The organism is Mesobacillus sp. AQ2 (genome assembly GCF_030122805.1).
GTDB lineage: Bacteria > Bacillota > Bacilli > Bacillales > Cytobacillaceae > Mesobacillus > Mesobacillus oceanisediminis_A.
The window spans coordinates 2321393-2339432 of sequence record NZ_CP126080.1; the positions used below are offsets into that span (position 1 = coordinate 2321393).

At 38.8% G+C, this 18040-nt stretch carries 16 protein-coding genes; 9 read left to right on the forward strand and 7 right to left on the reverse strand.

Translation table 11 applies throughout. The annotated features are described in order from the left end of the window. Positions 1 to 15: 15 nt before the first annotated feature. A complete protein-coding gene (locus QNH36_RS11615) occupies positions 16 to 453 on the forward strand; it encodes a MarR family winged helix-turn-helix transcriptional regulator (RefSeq protein WP_283905311.1) in 438 nt (145 codons plus the stop codon). A gap of 364 nt (positions 454 to 817) precedes the next feature. Here the strand turns inward: QNH36_RS11615 and QNH36_RS11620 are convergent, their stop codons facing one another. After that, positions 818 to 1666, reverse strand: coding sequence for an STAS domain-containing protein (locus tag QNH36_RS11620; protein WP_283905312.1), 849 nt, complete (start codon positions 1664 to 1666; stop codon positions 818 to 820). A 359-nt stretch (positions 1667 to 2025) separates the two neighbouring features. Here QNH36_RS11620 and QNH36_RS11625 point away from each other — a divergent pair, with 359 nt between their 5' ends. From QNH36_RS11625 to helD, 4 genes are all read left to right on the forward strand, one after another. Next, positions 2026 to 2412, forward strand: a complete 387-nt coding sequence (locus QNH36_RS11625) for an FAS1-like dehydratase domain-containing protein (RefSeq protein WP_283905313.1) — start codon at positions 2026 to 2028, stop codon at positions 2410 to 2412. Positions 2413 to 2668: 256 nt separating this feature from the next. Next, complete coding sequence (locus tag QNH36_RS11630) at positions 2669 to 2779, forward strand: hypothetical protein (protein ID WP_260983567.1); 111 nt, start codon at positions 2669 to 2671, stop codon at positions 2777 to 2779. 43 nt (positions 2780 to 2822) lie between these two features. Further along, positions 2823 to 4010: a DUF2812 domain-containing protein gene (locus tag QNH36_RS11635; protein WP_283905314.1), complete on the forward strand. Its 1188-nt coding sequence runs from the start codon at positions 2823 to 2825 to the stop codon at positions 4008 to 4010. 894 nt (positions 4011 to 4904) lie between these two features. Further along, the gene (gene helD, locus QNH36_RS11640) at positions 4905 to 7250 is read left to right on the forward strand and encodes an RNA polymerase recycling motor HelD (RefSeq protein WP_283905315.1); all 2346 of its coding nucleotides are present in this window, start codon (positions 4905 to 4907) and stop codon (positions 7248 to 7250) included. 77 nt (positions 7251 to 7327) lie between these two features. Here the strand turns inward: helD and QNH36_RS11645 are convergent, their stop codons facing one another. Then, the gene (locus tag QNH36_RS11645) at positions 7328 to 8323 is read right to left on the reverse strand and encodes a DUF3231 family protein (RefSeq protein ID WP_251541396.1); all 996 of its coding nucleotides are present in this window, start codon (positions 8321 to 8323) and stop codon (positions 7328 to 7330) included. A gap of 214 nt (positions 8324 to 8537) precedes the next feature. Between QNH36_RS11645 and QNH36_RS11650 the strand changes: the two genes are divergently transcribed. Further along, on the forward strand, positions 8538 to 10727 hold the full coding sequence (locus tag QNH36_RS11650) for a PAS domain-containing protein (RefSeq protein ID WP_283905316.1): 2190 nt from the start codon (positions 8538 to 8540) through the stop codon (positions 10725 to 10727). Between the two features lie 295 nt (positions 10728 to 11022). Here QNH36_RS11650 and QNH36_RS11655 read toward each other — a convergent pair whose 3' ends face one another. From QNH36_RS11655 to QNH36_RS11670, 4 genes are all read right to left on the reverse strand, one after another. Next, positions 11023 to 12210 carry a Ger(x)C family spore germination protein gene (locus QNH36_RS11655; RefSeq protein ID WP_186326704.1) on the reverse strand — a complete coding sequence of 396 codons (1188 nt, stop codon included), beginning with the start codon at positions 12208 to 12210 and terminating at the stop codon, positions 11023 to 11025. A 1-nt stretch (position 12211) separates the two neighbouring features. Continuing rightward, positions 12212 to 13636, reverse strand: coding sequence for a spore germination protein (locus tag QNH36_RS11660; RefSeq protein WP_283905317.1), 1425 nt, complete (start codon positions 13634 to 13636; stop codon positions 12212 to 12214). Further along, positions 13623 to 14681, reverse strand: coding sequence for a GerAB/ArcD/ProY family transporter (locus QNH36_RS11665; RefSeq protein ID WP_283905405.1), 1059 nt, complete (start codon positions 14679 to 14681; stop codon positions 13623 to 13625). The genes QNH36_RS11660 and QNH36_RS11665 overlap by 14 nt, the downstream gene beginning before the upstream one ends. Positions 14682 to 15110: 429 nt before the next feature. After that, positions 15111 to 15239 (reverse strand): hypothetical protein, encoded by a 129-nt coding sequence (locus QNH36_RS11670; protein WP_260983551.1) that lies wholly within the window; start codon positions 15237 to 15239, stop codon positions 15111 to 15113. A 242-nt stretch (positions 15240 to 15481) separates the two neighbouring features. Here QNH36_RS11670 and QNH36_RS11675 point away from each other — a divergent pair, with 242 nt between their 5' ends. Further along, complete coding sequence (locus QNH36_RS11675) at positions 15482 to 16045, forward strand: nucleotidyltransferase family protein (RefSeq protein WP_283905318.1); 564 nt, start codon at positions 15482 to 15484, stop codon at positions 16043 to 16045. 219 nt (positions 16046 to 16264) lie between these two features. Here the strand turns inward: QNH36_RS11675 and QNH36_RS11680 are convergent, their stop codons facing one another. Continuing rightward, a complete protein-coding gene (locus QNH36_RS11680; protein ID WP_251541389.1) occupies positions 16265 to 16459 on the reverse strand; it encodes a DUF4083 family protein in 195 nt (64 codons plus the stop codon). 917 nt (positions 16460 to 17376) lie between these two features. On the opposite strand from QNH36_RS11680, the gene QNH36_RS11685 reads away from it, so the two are divergent. After that, positions 17377 to 17727 (forward strand): nuclear transport factor 2 family protein, encoded by a 351-nt coding sequence (locus QNH36_RS11685; RefSeq protein WP_144475629.1) that lies wholly within the window; start codon positions 17377 to 17379, stop codon positions 17725 to 17727. Between the two features lie 123 nt (positions 17728 to 17850). Next, on the forward strand, positions 17851 to 17994 hold the full coding sequence (locus QNH36_RS11690; RefSeq protein WP_283905319.1) for a hypothetical protein: 144 nt from the start codon (positions 17851 to 17853) through the stop codon (positions 17992 to 17994). Positions 17995 to 18040 lie beyond the last annotated feature (46 nt).

The following is an 18040-nucleotide window of genomic DNA, read 5'->3' on the forward strand; positions in this document are numbered from 1 at the left end:
TAAAGGGTGAGTCAATTGAAGGATTTACTAACATTAGAAAATCAGCTGTGTTTTGCTGTCTATGATGCAGGGAGCCAGTTTACAAAGCTTTACACGAAAGCCCTGGATTCCTTCGGGCTCACCTATCCTCAATATCTGGTTTTATTATCCCTTTGGGAGAAGGATGGGGTTACTGTTAAGGAACTGGGTGAAAAGTTGAACCTAGGCACAGGCACATTGACTCCAATGATCAAAAGGATGGAAGCCAATGGGTGGCTGAAGAGGGAGCGTTCGACTGAGGATGAAAGGAAGGTTTCCATAAGTCTTCTCCCAAAAGCCAAAGAACATAAAGAAGAAATCGTGCAAAAAATCGCCACAGAGTTGAAGCTTTGCAATATTGAGTATGCAGAGTACGAGCAGTTAATGAAGATGTTAGGCGTTTTGCGGGGGAAATTGTGCTCATATAATCGATAATGGGTGCACGGGGGTAAAATCTCGTTGTTCTTGGATGCAGGTAACTCTTATTTGATAAATCCTCAATCATTTGCAGCCAAGTAATGGTTGAATTCTTTTGACCTGTAATGCCGGTCTATTTGATGAATGATTAACCAGAAACCTAAGAGTTGGCTTATGCTTTTACAGATTTAGATATGTAATTACTTAATTAGAAATAGAGCACATTTTGAACTCACTTTAAAATGTGCTCTTTTTTGAGTTAGCAGGATAAAAAGTAAGTAATCCATTGCAAATCTACAGAGTGACTTGCAATCTGAATTCATGGACTTTTAAAATGGTAAGGGACGTGCCATGCCTATCAAGATTAGAATTTTTCTTTATTCTAGAAGGCAGCAACCTGTTTGAAGCCTAGATCTAATAACGCTTTTTCTAGAGAACTGCTAATCTTTGTTATATTAAAATCCAATCCTATACGTGTAATCGTTTGTGCAATTGCAGGGCGAATCCCTGTAATAATAATTTCCACCCCAACTAGTTGTAACGTTTTTACGATTTGAAAAAGGGAGTTCGCAACAACACTGTCAATGATTGTAACTCCTGAAAGGTCTACTATAAAATATTTCAGTTTTAGCCTCATCGCTTCATTCAATGAAACCTGCATAATCATTTTTGCCCGATCGTTATCAATGGATCCAATCACTGGCAAGACAGCAATTCCAGAAGCAATGGGAACAACCGGGACAGAAAGTTCCTTTAGTTCTGTGAAGGCTGATTTCATCCGTTCGTTGTTATGCTTTTCGTGAACATCTCCCGTGATTTTAAAGATTGAATCAATCAGTTTGTCGAATCGGTCAGCTATCTGGACCATCGTGGTACAGGAAATTCGATTTTGCTCTAATTCCTCGGTGAATATTTCCCAAATGACCAGACGGAAAAGGGAGATGATTCTTAGTGCCTGGGTTAAAGAAACGCCATATCGAATGGTTTGGTTCGCTACTTCCCTCGCCCATTTACCTACAGATTTATAAACCTCTTCTTGATTTTTATAAAGTGCTTCGCCAAAATATCCTATTAGTTGAGATCGATACTTCAAGTATTCCGACTCTGGCATTTTAAACTTTTCAAAATGCTCAGTGGTAAATTTAAGGATATTTTCACTAAAAATTATTGCTAGCTTGTCACGGTTTTCAAATATTTTCCTGCCTATAAATTCGAACTCTTCTTTTGACATTTCTTGTCTCCTCACGTTTGAATTCTTAAAGCTTATGGTTTAGCATTAAGAGAAAGCAAGTTGATAAATAATAAAGAAATGATTTTGATTAAGTACTTAAATAAGCGTGTGGTGGAGAGATGGAGAATTAGGGCTCCTAGAGGTTTTTGAAGATTCCGAATGTTCTCTAAATATTAACATATTTCCCTTGATAAAGCGAAGGGAAAATAAGTAAAGTTTAGTCTTCATTATTTATGGTTTCATGATTGGTTTATCTCGAAAACTAATAATGAATAATTAAAAATGTCAGGAACTCATTTTATACTTCAGGTGAATACTGACTGTTATTATTGTGATATTCAGGGGAGGGAGATATTTCCGTGTCATTGAATGTTGGGGATTGTATTGTTTTTGAACGCACTTTTACCAAAAGAGAGGTGGAACTTCTCACAGAGATTTCTGGTGACGAAGGGATCCACCATCTGACACCAGATGAACAGGGAAGGGTTGTTGTACAAGGTCTGTTGACGGCCACCCTGCCAACCAAAGTGGGCGGGGATCACAATGTCCTCGCAAGGAATATGGACTTTGAATTCATCCGTCCCGTTTTTACCGGCGATACGATTGTCTGTGAGGTGAAAATCGAGCAATATGAAAAGCAGGCAAATCAGCGTACAGCCATTCTCGCGACTTTTGCTTGTGTGAACCAGAATGGAAAGGAAGTATTGAAAGGCTGTTTTTCTGGGGTTATTTTACATCATACCTGACCACTTAGAAGCATTGGGAGATTTCCTGTGCTTATTTTTTATATGTTGCTGGAAAATTTTGCTGTACTATTATTTTATAGGATATCGTCTTACTTAGTATGGTGTAAGCAATGGCATACTCCGGAGGGCCGATGACGATGTATTATGTAGCTTTAATGCGTCCCAATCACGGCTACAGCTTATTCATGGTATTACATAGAAGTCTTAAGGCCGAGTGAATATGGGACCAGGGACACTTTACGGAGTACTTTCGAGAATGCAGAAGGACGGTCTAATTGCTTTGGCTGAAAATGATGGTCGAAGAAATACTTATGAAATCACATGGGAAGGAAAACAAGCATTTAGAATCGAGTATGATCGGTTATAAGAACTGATCCAGGATAGTTGGATCCTAGGGGAGAGTGAGGAGAATGAATAAACCGGTCTATAAGCTCCGCCCAAGTGATTATTGGAGAATTGGAGAGCATGAAAGCTGGTTTGCAGATATGGCTGCGCAGGGGCTATTCTTGAAAAAGATGGGCATTCATTTTGCCAGGTTTGAAAAAGGTGAACCGCGGAAGATGAGATATAGAATTGATGTAACTGAGAAAAAGACAATCTCCACTGAACAAATTGAGACCTATGCCGAGAGTGGCTGGGATATTGTCACCAGTTACGGGAATTTTCACGTCTTTTCATCACCTGAAGCGCTTGAAGCTCCAGAACTTCATGCCGATCCCGCTGAACAGTCTTATAAATTAAAGAAACTGGATAAAAAATTGGCGTTTAATGCCGGAGCCGTGATTGTTGTATTAATGTTGATGATTGGCATGATGACTTCCATTTGGTTTCTCGATGGTATTCCTACTTATGTAATCGTGGATGGAGCAGCCATCCAGCTGACTATTTTTACGCTTCTTATTGCTTATATGGCCTATCATTCACTTGTTGCAGCTCTATCAATCCGTGCTTTGCGTAAAAGACTAGTTGAAGGTAAACCGATTGACCATCGAGCACCTTGGAAGAAACATCACCTCATTCACACAGCTGCAGCTTTTCTGTTTACAGTGTTAGCTGGTGCGAGTGCGGTTATTCCCTTCATGCAGCTGGTGAAAATGGATACAAAAACCTTGCCCGAAACAAGTGAGGATTTGCCGATTGTCAGATTGGCAGAAGTAGAGCAGAATCCCGAATTGGTTCGTTCTGAAATTGTTTATATGAGTGACAATGTTGATTGGGGAAACCGTTACTCTTATAAATGGAGTCCGCTTGCACCAGTGCAATACGAAACAGATGAGTCCGGCCAGGTGCCGGGTAAGCAATGGAATGATGGGAGTGGTGACTATTCTCCGGCAATCCATACACAGTTCTACAAGCTGACATTTCCAGGCATGGCGGATAATCTGGTTTCTGACTTGATCAAACGATACAAATATGAAAACAGCCAGGACGAGTATCGGAAGAAGAACCATCCCGACTTAGATCTATTGATTGTCCATGTCGAGAAAGGTACGAAAGAGGTATTTGCTTCACGAGGGGACTCCGTCATGTATGTCAGGTATCATGGGAATGCGAAGGTAGGAACGGTAATAGATAATGTGGCTAAAAAGATTCACTAACTTACAGTTTAAGTTGTGCGTGAGATGTATTTAAGCATTCAACTGGAATTGGTTAGATAAGTGGTGATAGGCTTTCGTTATTTTGACAGGTTTGCAGGTGAAGAGTGAAATGTTGTCAAAAATCCGAGGTTATTTTGACAGGTTTGCAGGTGAAGAGTGAAATGTTGTCAAGAATCCGAGGTTTTTTTGACAGAAGTGCAGGTGATGAGTGTAAAGCTGTCAAGAAACCATCGTTATTTTGACAGGTTTGCAGGTGAAGAGTGAAAAGTTGTCAAGAAACCATCGTTATTTTGACAGGTTTGTAGTTGAAGAGTGTAAAGTTGTCAAGAATCCGAGGTTATCTTGACAGGTTTGCAGGTGTGGAGTGAAAAGTTGTCAAGAATCCGAGGTTATTTTGACAGGTTTCCAGGTGTAGAGTGTAAAGTTGTCAAGAATCCGAGGTAATCTTGACAGGTTTGCAGGTGTAGAGTGAAAAGCTGTCAAGAATCAGAGGTTATCTTGACAGGTTTGCAGGTGTAAAGTGTAAAGTTGTCAAGAATCCGAGGTTATTTTGACAGGTTTGCAGGTGTAGGGCGAAAGGTTGTCAAGAAACCATCGTTATTTTGACAGGTTTGAAGTTGTAGGAGCATAAGCTGTCAAATATGTGTTGGTTATTTTGTTAGAAGGGGAACAGCTACAAAAAAAGAGCAGCCATTTACGTACTCAAACGTAAATGACTGCTCTTTTCAAGTATCTGAACCACAGAATTACATTGAAAAAAGATGGATCCTGTGATAAATTTATATAGATATGCACCGTTTTAATTGAAACGGATATAATTATCCCTATTTTAATTATACAATGCATTCGATTAGTTAGTCAACTCTTTTATTAAAAAAATTTAGGGGTGTTGCTATGAGTATGGAACTTCGGCGGGAGCAAAAGCGATTGAACGGGGTAATGGAGACGATTCGAAATGAAATCGGCAAAATGGAAAAAGAAACTTCCAGGCTGAAAAACGAGGTTGTTCATATCCGTAAACACTTCTGGGATGAGGTCAAAGTGAATACGGACACTTTTGATGATTTCCTTGAAACTATCATCGGTTTGAGGCAGGAGGCACAAGCCCTTTCTGTCAGTCAAAGTACCCATCGTCATTCATCCAAGCGACTGGCTACACTACGACGTATGCAGGAAATTCCATATTTCGGCCGGATTGATTTTACCGAAGAAGGTACTTCTGTTCCGGATCAAATCTATATTGGGATCTCCTCACTCGTTGATGCTGCAGGCGAAGAGTTCCTGATTTATGACTGGAGAGCTCCAATCTCCAGTGTTTACTACGATTACCAGCCTGGCGCGGCAATGTATCGAACACCCGGTGGTCCAATCCATGGCAGTTTGGAGAAAAAGTGGCAGTACCTGATACGCGGAGACGTTCTGCAATCTATGTTCGATACGAGCCTGACGATTGGTGACGAGATTCTCCAGCAGGTGCTAGGAAAAGGCACTGATAACCATATGCATAATATAGTTGCGACGATTCAACAAGAGCAAAATAAAATCATCCGGCATGACCGAGGCAGACTGCTCATCGTCCATGGTGCTGCTGGAAGTGGAAAAACTTCAGCTGCGATGCAGCGTATTGCTTATTTGCTGTACAAATACCGCGACCATCTAAATGCTGATCAAATTATCCTGTTTTCTCCGAACAAAATGTTCAGCAGTTATGTATCCAATGTTCTTCCTGAACTTGGAGAAGAGAATATGCAGCAGGCAACATTCCAGGAATACCTGGATCATCGCTTGAGTAAGGAATTTGAAGTTGAAAACCCATATGAGCAATTAGAGTATGTTTTAACTGCAACGAATACCCATTATTACAATACTAGAATTGCTGGAATTCGATTTAAGGCTTCTGCCGATTTTTTTGAAGCGATTCAATCCTACAGGAAATCGCTTGAGGTATCTGGAATGGTTTTCAATAACATCAATTTTAGAGGTGAGCCACTTGTTACATCCCAGCAAATAGCGGACAGATTTTATCATGGTGAGGATTCTTCGAAGTTCCATAGCCGCCTGGAAAAAGTGAAGGATTGGCTGCTGAAGCAAATTGCTAAGGCCGAGAAGCTTGAAGTGACTGAGCCTTGGGTCCAAGAGGAAATAGAGCTGCTTAGTGATGAAGAGTATCATAAGGCCTATACCTATTTAGCTGAAAAGAAGGGATATAAAGGGGAATCCATTCACGATTATGAGATCGAGGACGAAGCCTTGGCGCGTTTGATTGTTCGACGGAAGTTTCAACCAATACGAAAGCGGATTAAGGCTTACCGCTTTGTTAACATCAAGGGAATATACAGGCAGCTATTTACCGATCACACAAAGATCAACCAGTTGTATGCAGGGAGGGTACCCATGGAGTGGCCGGACCTTTGCGTATTAACTGTAAACATGCTTGACGAAGGAAAACTCTATTATGAGGACGCCACACCATTTTTATTTTTAAAAGAGATAATATTTGGTTTTCAGACGAACAGTTCGATAAGACACATTGTGGTGGATGAAGCTCAGGATTATTCAGCTTTTCAATTCGAATTTTTAAAGCGGCTGTTCCCAGCTGCAAGGATGACTGTGTTAGGTGACTTTAATCAGGCGATCTTCGCACATGCCAGTGAAACGGTTGATTTCCATAGATTGACTGGTCTGTACGGATCTGAAGATACAGAAGTGATCAATATGGCGCGAAGCTACCGATCGACAAAACCGATTATTGAGTTTACTCGAAGGCTTGTGCCAAATGGCGAAAGAATCATTCCTTTTGAACGTGACGGTGAACGTCCAGTCCTGACTCAATTGGCTGAGCACACAGAACTGCACAGGTGCATTGTCTCCAAGGTCAATGATTTGCGAAGTAATGGATATCGCAGTATTGCTATCATCTGCAAATCTGCTGAGGAAAGTTTAAGGGCCTTTAAGTCGCTTTCCGTAATTGAAGGAATTAAACACATCAAGAGTGGGGCGATAGAATATGAGCAAGGAGTAGTCGTCATCCCTTCTTATCTATCCAAGGGAATTGAATTCGACGCTGTCATTATTTATGATGCATCGGCGGAAGTCTATAGTGAAGAGAGTTTGCGCAGGATATTTTATACTGCCTGCACCAGGGCGATGCATAATTTACAGCTTTTCAGTGTAGGTGAACCGAGTCCTTTTTTGAGGAAAGGCATTCAGGAAGGCTTCATTCATTCAGAATTTATGTAATGGTAAAGAGAAGGTTACCTTTGCAAGGGGAAAAATGCTGAAGAGGTGTTTCAGCCTCTTCAGCATTTTTTATTTATTTATTTGCGTGTAATCATTTGTGGCGGTTCTTCCATCCAGCCATTTTTAATCATGATTTTCGCGCCTTTATGGGCGTACTCAAAAACATCCTTTGTAAAAATAGTCATCTTTGCAGGCAAATCATTCCGTAAACTAAAAGCTGTTCCGAGAGAGTTACTTCCCAACGAGAAGCTGCAAAACAGACTTGTACAATACATCATTAATTTATCTGAAAAAGCAGCTTCTGTAGATTTTGTCGCATTTCCACCAGCAGTTTGCGGGACCGGGAGATTCTCCTGGATCATTAGCTCACTCAATTCTTTCACGATTCCTTTAGCCAGCTCAGCTCCCTCAAAAAAGTATTTTTTGACCTCCTTGTCTTTAGCGGACTGGGCAAAACCTAATATCATTTGCAGTCCTGTTAGGTTTGATTCAATCCCTTTATGAATATGCGCTACCTCGACAGTATTGAAGGTCCTTTTCTGAGTGAATGGATTGATGCTGCTTGCGCTTAAATAATCGTTATCTTTAACAAATTCCACTGATTTTGGCATTGTTACGAATGGGCTCCTGACAAGAAGCCCGTTCTCAAGCAGATACTGAGAGGATTGCATGAAATACTTCTGGGTAAGTGCTGTCAAATCCGCAAACAGGATATTGATATCTTCCCTGAACGTCATTGATATGTTCAAAGCATGGAGTCCCATGCTGATTTCCTTTAACAACCGGACGAACATGATGTCAAAGCCGTTATCATATAACTTTGGGACATCCTTATACACGTCCTGTGATGTAAAGCCAGTGGGAGTGACAGCGCCTTCCTCTTCATAAATGGCAACGATTTTACTTATAAACCCCTCTAATTCACTATACATGCTAGTCATGATTTTCTTTGCTTTTTCATCATCGGCTTTCTCTATAAAGTATTCCAACATCCTTAAAATCATTGTTTTTTCTTGATAGGTAAGCCATAACGATCCTAGTTCGGAAGATGTTATAGGTACTTTATCCGGCATGGTGAATCCTCCCTGAACATGTTTTTTTTAGAATGTGCTGAATAGCCGTTTTTGATTCCAATATGTAAATAGATGAAGTGGTCGGTAAAGAAAAAACTATACGCATTATTACTCATTCATTTGTAAAAAATAAAATCCAATTCTCCTGAACTGGATAGTGGACGTCCAGTAAAGCAATTATTAAAATAAATGTATTAGATACAGGAGGTGTTACATGAAAACAGTAGTGAATGAGCCATCACTTTTTGAGCATATGTTTAAAAACCTAACATTCCCCGTAATTATATTCGAAAAAGCTGATGAAAACTTAAGGGAATATCGAATTTATGAAGTGAATGACGCCGCATGTGCTTTATTGAATTATTCCAAAGAAGAGTTACTGTCAAAAGAGGTTTTGTCTCTATATAATCATTTAGCCCCTGAAGTGCTAAAGACTGTAAAAGAGCTTCTCGTTAAAGATGGCAAAATATCAACTGTATTAGACCTTCCTGATCGAAATGAAAATATGATTACAGTAGAAGTCAATGCATCAATATTGAATATTGGCAATCAACAATTCATTTATTGTATGTTAAAAGAATTTTCAACCCGTCACTGTCATCACGATGCACTCGAAGTAGAAAACAACTACTTACGTACCGTGATGAATACAATTCAGTCTTTTATATTGATTTTAGATCAAGATGGACGAATTAATAAGTGGAACCAATACACAGAACAAGTTTCAGGATATAGCCTGGAGGAAGTACAATACAAAAAGTTTTGGGACGTTTTTATTGAAAATCCAGAAAAACAGTTTGTTGTGAATAATTATTTATCAGGAAAAATTCCAACCGTGTACGAAAATTTCTGGAGAATGAAAAATGGCGAAAAAAGATTTATCAAATGGAAAAGTAAAACTGTCGAAGATAATGAAGGGAACTTACAATTTGTTTTAGCGACTGGTGTTGATATTACTGATAAGATCCTCTCATTTAAAGAGTTGGAAAAAAGCAGGGAAAAGTATAAAGCACTTGTTTCCTCGATGCAAGACATTGTCATAACGATTGACCGTTCTCTCAAAATCACCAGTGTTCATGGGAAATGGATTAAAACGAATGATTTTACAATGGAAGCCTTCGAAGGAAAATCCATACATGATCTATTTAACTATTCAAGTATCCAGCAAGATGAAGTCAGAAAGGCATTTTCAGGAATAAATACAGAATTCGAATGGGATTTAGAGATAAATGGTAAAACCCATTATTTTCACAGTGTATTGTCACCGATCTTATTACATAACAACGTGATAAAAGAGGTTGTCGGAGTAACTCGTGACATAACAGAAAAGAAAAACCTTGAGGAGCACCATAAGAGGATTTATGAAGCCTTGACGAGCGGCATGATTCTCCAGGACACAAACGGGATGATAGTCTATGCTAATAAAAATGCTTGCGCAATATTGGGATATGACGAACATTCGCTAGCCAATATGACTTCTCTGAATGCTGAATGGGATGCTGAAGATGCTTCAGGGGAGCCATTCAACGGCGAGGAACATCCTGCAATGAAAACGTTAGCGACTGGTGAAGAATTCAGTAATGTTGAGATGTTTGTATTCAATCCTATGAAGAACGAAAAAAGGTGGATTCTTGTTGACACCAGAGCAATATTTGAAGCGGGCAGCAGCAACAAAATAGAATACGTCCTATCTACTTTCCATGATATTACAGAAAAAAAGGAAATGGATCAAATCATGCAGCAATCGCAAAAGCTGGCACTGATTGGCAGGCTGGCTTCTGGAGTGGTTCATGAAATACGTAACCCTCTAACGAGCATTATGGGACTTCTGAAATTCGCGGAAGAGGGCCAGGATGAGAATAAGATTTTTGATTACCTTCCTGTCATGAAAATGGAATTGGAGCAAATCAATAGGTTCACGAACGAATTCATCGAACTTTCATATTCAAAGGAATCCAACTGGACCGTTGCAGACCTCGGGCGCATCATTCAATATTCACTGAATTCACTGAAGCTGGAAATTGAGGATCACAATATCGAGACTCGTATAGAAAACAATTGTAACAAGGATATACTTGTGAAGTGCATTGAGCCACACTTAAAGCTTCTGTTTATCAATCTGTTTAAAAACTCGATTGAGGCCATGCCCTACGGCGGAAGCCTAATGGTCAAACTAGAATGTATGGGTGAAAAAGTCCTGATAAGTGTCATCGATACAGGAAAGGGAATCAGTCCTGAACGGTTAAAACATCTTTGCGAGCCTTACTATTCCACCAAAGAAAAAGGGACAGGCCTGGGATTAATGCGCAGTTTGAAAATCGTTCATGACCATAATGGGAAAATCGATTTTTCCAGTGAAGAAGGGAAAGGAACGATTGTCGCAATCGAACTTTTATTGAACTAATATCGTAATGGGGATTTATGCAGTTATAATACCATTGCCATATTGTTTGTATGGAACTGAAGCTCTTCTAAGCTGGAGGGCTTTATTTTTTTTGTTTTAAATGAAGTTAGATTTCTCGGCTATCATGTTGACCTGGTTAGAGAAATAAAAGATGTGGGGTGACAGGAAAGGGGAATATGAATCGTACTTCTGAAATATGCTGCCATGATTTCAGCTTTTTCCATCTGACATAAGTAATCTTAAACCAACCTTAAAAACCCAGGGCAGTTCATTGCCCAGAACTGCCCTTTGTCCATTATTTGGAGTAAATCGATTTTTGATCCCAGATGTTTGACCGGGTTTTTAATTTATAATTATAGCTGGAATGCAAATTTATTGTGACTTTAATATTCCTAAGAGAGTTCTCGTCAAGATAAAGCGTATTTGGATTGCTCTTTTTTATATAATCCAGGTAGGAGCCTTTGTGAAGTCTGAACCATTCGATGCCCAGGCGGAGCACGTCCGAATTAATAGTCAAGCCTTCCTGAAAGCTCTGATTTATTTCCTCATGAATGAGTTCTTCTATGTCCTCTTTTATTTTCGCTTCTGACACATTTTGAATGCTTTCAAGTATATCTGCTTCTCCTTTAACTGAAACATCAAAAATTGGTTTATCTTTTTGCTGGACTAATTGAATATCCATTCTAGAAGTTTTCACTTTCACGACAGTATGCGGGTTTTCTTTTTCACCGAGGATGTAGGTATTCTTCATAGGTGCATGTTCTCTCCATCTGATCCCTTTGATTTTATCAACAGATTTATAACCCTGATAAGTCTGGTTTTCATAAAAATAAGCACCATTAAAGGTTAAATCTTTATAGGGAGACTTATTTTCACTCCATTTATCGTCAAGTCCAATGGACGGTACATAAGATGCTCCCACTGGTTCATAGAACTGAGAAATAAATTCCCTGTATGTAAAGTGCTTGAGAAGGCTTTCGGTATCCTCTTTTCTGGGTTTTAGGAGAATCGTGTAAAGTGGAGGATAAAAGAATAACCCATGGGTCGTGAATATATCTGGAATAGATTCCTTTGTACCAAGGATGAAATTGGTTTGACGAAAAAAATCCAGCCTGCCAAGTTCTTGAGTGACTTTTAAAAATCTTGATTGAAGTACCTCTTCAGATAACAAAATAGTCCTTACATGTCGCAAATATAATTGCGGCTGGGAACTTCTCTGTAATTTTGCACGGGCTTCACTCAAGGTTTTGCCGGAGCTTTTCCCGATCCAAACGGGAGAGGGCCCTGTTGGTTTTGCGCTTTCTGGTTTGGCCACACCTGAAAAATCCAGGGCCATTGTATAAATAACGTAGTCCTTTTTCTCTTTATCGTAGTCAATCCCGATGGCAACTACATAGGTGAAATCCTGGATATTTTGGCCAGCGCCGCAGCTGGTTAAAATGGGGATCAACAGCAATAGTGCAATTTTCTTTAAATGCCTCATTCTAATCCTCCTGTCGGGTTGGATCATTTGACCTTAAGGAAGCATCTCTTCTGGCCAGCATATTCCATGGCATTTTGAAAAAAGATACTCCCATTTTTGATAATGAAAAAGGGTATGAGAAGGACAAATAAGGTACACCATGGGATGTTAAAGTGGAAAAATAAGAAATAATCAAGAGTGTTCCAACGACAATCCCGAAAATACCGAAAAAAGTGCCTAATAATAGAATGACAATCCTTAGTAACGTTGCTGCGCCTCCGAGAGTGGGATTCACAAGAGTATATCCGCTCACGAAAACGATACCACCGACAACCAGCATGGAAGGAGAAGTAAGACCGGAACGAATGGCTGCATCGCCGACAATCAAGCCGCCAAGAACCGATACGGTTTGTCCGACTGAACGTGGCAGCCTCATTCCGGCCTCATGGAAAAGTTCGAATAGAAAGAGCATAATCACCATTTCCATGGAAGTAGAGAGTGGGATGCCTAAGCGCGAAACACTGATAGTGGCAACCAATTGAAATGGGATTTGATCGATATTATGGGTGGTCAGAGCAACCCAAAAACCGGGCAAAAGGATAGAAATGAACAGCGAACTGAGACGGAGCATCCTCTCAAATGAAACATATAAATAATTTTGGTTTAAATCCTCTGGTGATTTTATTAAGTTTGTAAGATTCACGGGTGCGATTGATACTAAAGGCTGTCCATCAATCATCAGCGCATACCTTCCCTGATTTAAAGCTTCAATGACATAATCAGGTCTGCCACTATTATCAGATGTTGTCATTATTGACCTTGGTTGATCTGCTAGTAATTTCTCTATTTGTTGCAGACTTGTCACTATATCCAAATCAAGATTTTGGATCTTGTTTTTCATATCATTCAATAACTGCTTATTTATAATGTCATCAATATAAATTAGCGCCATGTTCACATTGCTTCTTTTGCCTATTACAAATTTTTCCACTTTTAATTGATTTGATTTAAATCGCTTTCTGATCAATGCCAGGTTTGTATTCAAATCTTCTATAAAGCCGTCTCTAGGGCCCTGAACGGATGGTTCGATAGAAGATTCTTCCGGGGTCCTTGCAGGAATTTTTGTGACACTGATAGCCAGTATGGTTTTTTCCAAAAAAATAAGAAGGCTTCCAGAGAGAAGTTGCAATTGTATTTCAGCAAGGGGTGAATCAGACAGATCTTTGACGAGAAAATCGTCCTTTATAAAATTTGTAAAATCCTTAACTTTGCCTTCAGCGTTTTTCAACTTTGGTAATATTACCTGGTCAATAAAATTTACATCGACAAGACTTGCGAAATAAGAGAATTCAAGGGAGAAATGTGTGAACCTCTTTTGAGTGAAAACTAAGTCGTCACAATTTAAGAATTCATCCTTTAGTTGGTTAATCAGATTATGACTTTTCATGAGGCTTATTCTCCTTTCTCTTTGATAAAAAGACAAAAATGGTTAATACAGACGTAAAAGAAACAACTAAAATTAAGCAAAAAGGAAGGAAGTAAATGTACAAGAATCTATTGATGTCATACGTGTCCAGCTTCAGAAAGGTAGTACCATAGATCATCAAATATAAAACAGGCAGGAAAAATTTATTTTTCCGTTTATTTAGATATTGGCTGATGATATACATGAACAACCCAATACGGAAGAAAGCTCCGCTTACCCACTGAAACATGGCAAGGAAATCCAAGCGGGAGATGAACTCGCCTATTTTCAAAAGCTTCCATTCTTCATAAGCCGGAAAGGCAAAATTTCTGGCTTCAACAGGACCGAATTCCATAATAGCTGCCGACAAGGGGCCAACGGTTAAACCAATTAACACAAAGCCTAACAAAAATATGTCTTTGAATTTAATTTTTTGCGTAAGATGATGCTGAATCAAAATGATCACAAAGATTTCGGTAAGACCAGATAATGAATAGAAGATCCCTTTTAAAAAAGGAACATATCCATTCAGAAATAATGGAAACAAGTATTCAATGTCTTTTTGCGTAGTATTTACACTCATAATAAAGAACCCCAGCATTACAACCAATGGCAAAACAATGGTTGCCATGATGGCAAGTACCTTTAAAGTCCTGGTAGAAAGCCAGTAACATGATGTAAGCACTACCGCAGAAATAAGAAAACTGGGAGTAGTGGGAAGAAAATAAATCTCTGCCCAATAAGACGTATCCAAGAATGTAATTGAAGCATGTATAAAAAGAATTAACAATAATGGCAGCACAAACAGGGCGGCTAAAAACTTTCCATAACGGTTTTTAAGCCAGTTGGTTATCTTTTCCTGCTCGGTATTTTTTGTAATGTAATAAATCATCCAGATAAAAAATAAAAAGGGAAAGACAGAAGCCAAAACACTTAACCATGCATCCCTAGCTGCTGCTTCCAACAGCATCGGAATCAGAATCACATGATTAAATAGCCCCGTCGACAGGACCATGATAAAAAACACTTCTTTCGCCCTTAGAAGATTATAATTCAAACGAAATCACCACCAGATTCATTCCCAACAGAGATATCGTTAGCCAATTGGAAAATTTTTATGCAGAGTTTCCAGGATGATAGCAGATTCTATTAGACTTGAGTCGGTGTGAGGGAAGGTTTTAGAGGCAAGGGTGAGTTCGTACAAGTTTGGCTAGAAATGAAGAAAAGCTGTCTGAAGTAGGGGTGAGTTTGGACAAGTTTAGGTGGAAATGATGAAAAGCTGTCCGAAGCAGGAGCGACTTCGGACAGGTTTGATGGGAAAAGGTGAAAAGCTGTCTGAAGTATGAACAACTTCGGACAGCTTTTTTGGAAATTATTGAAATGCGAGCGGAAACGAAACTGCGATTTAATGCTTTTAATGATTCATTTCCGGATTCCAAACTATTGCAGCTCCGAATTAGCTTTTCCGTTCCTTTTCTAGCTTTTCGATAAGAGATTCAACGGTTTTCATAATTGTTTCATGACTCACATCTCGTCCTAATACAGCACTGGCCCTTTTGATTAATTCTTCTTTATTAATACTCATATAAATTCATTCCTCTGCTTTCGTATAAGTCACACAATTTTTATTATCGGTATATTTCACCCGAAGATTAACGTGAATTTTTGGAAAGTAGGGTTTAGTTGCCATGATTTTTTGTAAAATCCAAGTTCAGTAAGGGTAGAAAGGTTGATCTCTTTTACCGTACTTAATAGATGAGTAATTACTTCTTTTTCCATAAATTATGATAATATAAGAATGGATGTTCGATGTTTGGAGGGGGATATATGTTAAAGAGTAAAGAAGATGTAATAAGCTTAATCCAATCCGATGATAAAATGATGGAGATTATACATACTGCAAGCACTCTTGGTTTGCCTGACTGGTGGATATGTGCGGGATTTGTCCGGTCGAAAATTTGGGACACCTTACACGGATTCAAGAAGCGAACCAACACACCGGATGTGGACGTGATTTTTTTTGACCCAACAATTCTTGATGAGGAATATGAAAAAGCATTGGAAAAAAAGCTGACAGCCCTATTGCCCGGCATACCCTGGTCAGTGAAAAATCAAGCAAGGATGCATTTTGTGAACCGTATTCCGCCGTATTCATCCTCTGAAGATGCGATTTCCAAATTTCCTGAAACGGCAACAGCTCTCGGAGTGAAACTGGATAGGGAAAATCAATTGGTACTTACAGTTCCTTGTGGTATTGAGGATGTACTAAATCTAGAGGTGAAGCCGACTCCTTTTTTTACAGAATCAAGTGAACGGCTTGCCATTTATGAGCAACGGCTGGTTAAGAAAAATTGGAAAGCTATTTGGCCTATGGTCAAAGTTCATCATTGAAAGCAGTGCCCTTTAAGAAATGTTAAGGATTATACACAGACAAATTTGTGAGCATATTGATGATAAGATTGAAGCTTTAAACAAAAGAGATTACAAAGTATAGACAGAGATTGAACGGTTGAGTAGACAGGAAGGAATTCTTTCTGTTTTTTTGTTTGTTTATAAAGTGAAACAAAAAAATCTCAACGATTAATACGAAGGTTGAGATGTAAAGTATTGCTAAACTTTATTATTCTTTTCAAGTAAGTCAATAATTTTATCAATTTTCTTTTCAATTTCATTGGTTTGGGTGCTTTTTGAAGAAGTATTTATTATTATTCTGCGAATAAAAAGCGTGAATGAAACCACGAACAAGATTATTAGTACAATAACAATTCCAATGAAAAATAGTGAAGCTATATTAAATCCTTCCATAATGTGATACCCACTTTCTGTTATATGATCTAGACGAGATTTATTAAAGCTGTTAAGAAAAAGTCCATAATCTTGACAGGTTTTCGCTAAAACACCGCAAAGCTGTCAAAATAAGCTCAGAATCTTGACAGGTTGTCATTGAAAATCCGCAAAGCTGTCAAGAAAAGCCCGTAATCTTGACAGGTTTCCATTGAAACTCCGTAAATCTGTCAGGAATAACTCAGAATCTTGACAGGTTGTCACTGAAACTCCGCAAAGCTGTCAAGAAAAGCCCGTAATCTTGACAGGTTTCCATTGAAACTCCGTAAATCTGTCAGGAATAACTCAGAATCTTGACAGGTTGTCACTGAAACTCCGCAAAGCTGTCAAGAAAAGCTCGTAATCTTGACAGGTTAAGGTCAAAACTCCGCAAAGTTGTCAAAATAAGCTCAAAATCTTGACAGGTTTTCGTTGAAACTCCGCAAAGCTGTCAAGAAAAGCTCAGAATCTTGACAGGTTAACGAGAAAACTCCGAAAATTTGTCAAAAAAAGCCCGAAAACAATGCGTAAACGGAATAAATTGCCCAATACATATTCTTGAATTGATGGGCGTACCGTTACTTCAGCAACTTCTTAGGGTTTTTCACTTTTATCGTAATCACTTCTCCGCACTCCAGGCAAACTGTGTAGATTCTCTCTGACCCTATTGACATTTTTTTATCCACTGGCCTAAGGTTGATATAAACCATCGCTTGACAAATGAATTTCCGCCCCAGCTATGGCATTTCACCCTTGATTTGTTCATAATGTTCATCTCCCTTCAATATATTTCCTAATACGTTTCTAATATTGAAAAGGTTTCAACGTTCTTCCCAAGGAGGAAATCCACTCCTTTATGTTGAATTAAAATTCTATTCGTATTTAAGGAGATATCATCTATGAACTTAAAAAATCACTTAAAACAGTTAGAGGAAAAATTGCTGACCCCAGAAGTCCGTTCATCAAAAACTGAACTTAAAAAATTATTAGCTGATGAATTCTTTGAGTTTGGCAGTTCTGGAAGAGTACTGTATAAGGATGAGGACTTTGAAGGTGGAATTGGTATTATTAAAGTTAAATTCAGCGATTTCGAGATTCATCCTTTATCGGAAGAGATTGTGTTGGCGACATACCGAACTTTTAATGAGGAGACGAAGCAGCATGCCTTACGGAGTTCTATTTGGAAACTAAATGAGGGAATATGGAAAATGGTTTTTCACCAGGGAACTAAAACGGATCCATCATTGTAAGTTTAAAATGGAAGTCTCTTTTTCTAGTAACTTAAGTTAATCTTTTTGTTGAGTAAAAAGATAATTTGTGTGATAATGAAATGGAAAAAATTTACTTAAGTTTCTGAGAGGGGGACCGTGAGAATGGATGAATTTACAAAGGAACTGAAAAGAATAACAAAAAAGTACCCAGTCCTGACAACTTTGCTCCTAACCCTATGGATTTGGTATGGCTCCTATCGTCTTGGAGTTAATATGGGAGAATTCTTTGATAATATTAAAAACTGAGCCTTGTTTGAATAAATTAACGCTTAAAAACTGATTAATTGACATC

What these genes read in the sequence shown, in the direction of transcription:
- QNH36_RS11620 (WP_283905312.1), bottom strand. Translation starts at nt 1,666, where the DNA reads ATGTCAAAAGAAGAGTTCGAATTTATAGGCAGGAAAATATTTGAAAAC.
- QNH36_RS11630 (WP_260983567.1), top strand. Translation starts at nt 2,669, where the DNA reads ATGCAGAAGGACGGTCTAATTGCTTTGGCTGAAAATGATGGTCGAAGA.
- QNH36_RS11635 (WP_283905314.1), top strand. Translation starts at nt 2,823, where the DNA reads ATGAATAAACCGGTCTATAAGCTCCGCCCAAGTGATTATTGGAGAATT.
- helD (WP_283905315.1), top strand. Translation starts at nt 4,905, where the DNA reads ATGAGTATGGAACTTCGGCGGGAGCAAAAGCGATTGAACGGGGTAATG.
- QNH36_RS11645 (WP_251541396.1), bottom strand. Translation starts at nt 8,323, where the DNA reads ATGCCGGATAAAGTACCTATAACATCTTCCGAACTAGGATCGTTATGG.
- QNH36_RS11650 (WP_283905316.1), top strand. Translation starts at nt 8,538, where the DNA reads ATGAAAACAGTAGTGAATGAGCCATCACTTTTTGAGCATATGTTTAAA.
- QNH36_RS11655 (WP_186326704.1), bottom strand. Translation starts at nt 12,210, where the DNA reads ATGAGGCATTTAAAGAAAATTGCACTATTGCTGTTGATCCCCATTTTA.
- QNH36_RS11660 (WP_283905317.1), bottom strand. Translation starts at nt 13,636, where the DNA reads ATGAAAAGTCATAATCTGATTAACCAACTAAAGGATGAATTCTTAAAT.
- QNH36_RS11670 (WP_260983551.1), bottom strand. Translation starts at nt 15,239, where the DNA reads ATGAGTATTAATAAAGAAGAATTAATCAAAAGGGCCAGTGCTGTATTA.
- QNH36_RS11675 (WP_283905318.1), top strand. Translation starts at nt 15,482, where the DNA reads ATGTTAAAGAGTAAAGAAGATGTAATAAGCTTAATCCAATCCGATGAT.
- QNH36_RS11680 (WP_251541389.1), bottom strand. Translation starts at nt 16,459, where the DNA reads ATGGAAGGATTTAATATAGCTTCACTATTTTTCATTGGAATTGTTATT.
- QNH36_RS11685 (WP_144475629.1), top strand. Translation starts at nt 17,377, where the DNA reads ATGAACTTAAAAAATCACTTAAAACAGTTAGAGGAAAAATTGCTGACC.
- QNH36_RS11690 (WP_283905319.1), top strand. Translation starts at nt 17,851, where the DNA reads ATGGATGAATTTACAAAGGAACTGAAAAGAATAACAAAAAAGTACCCA.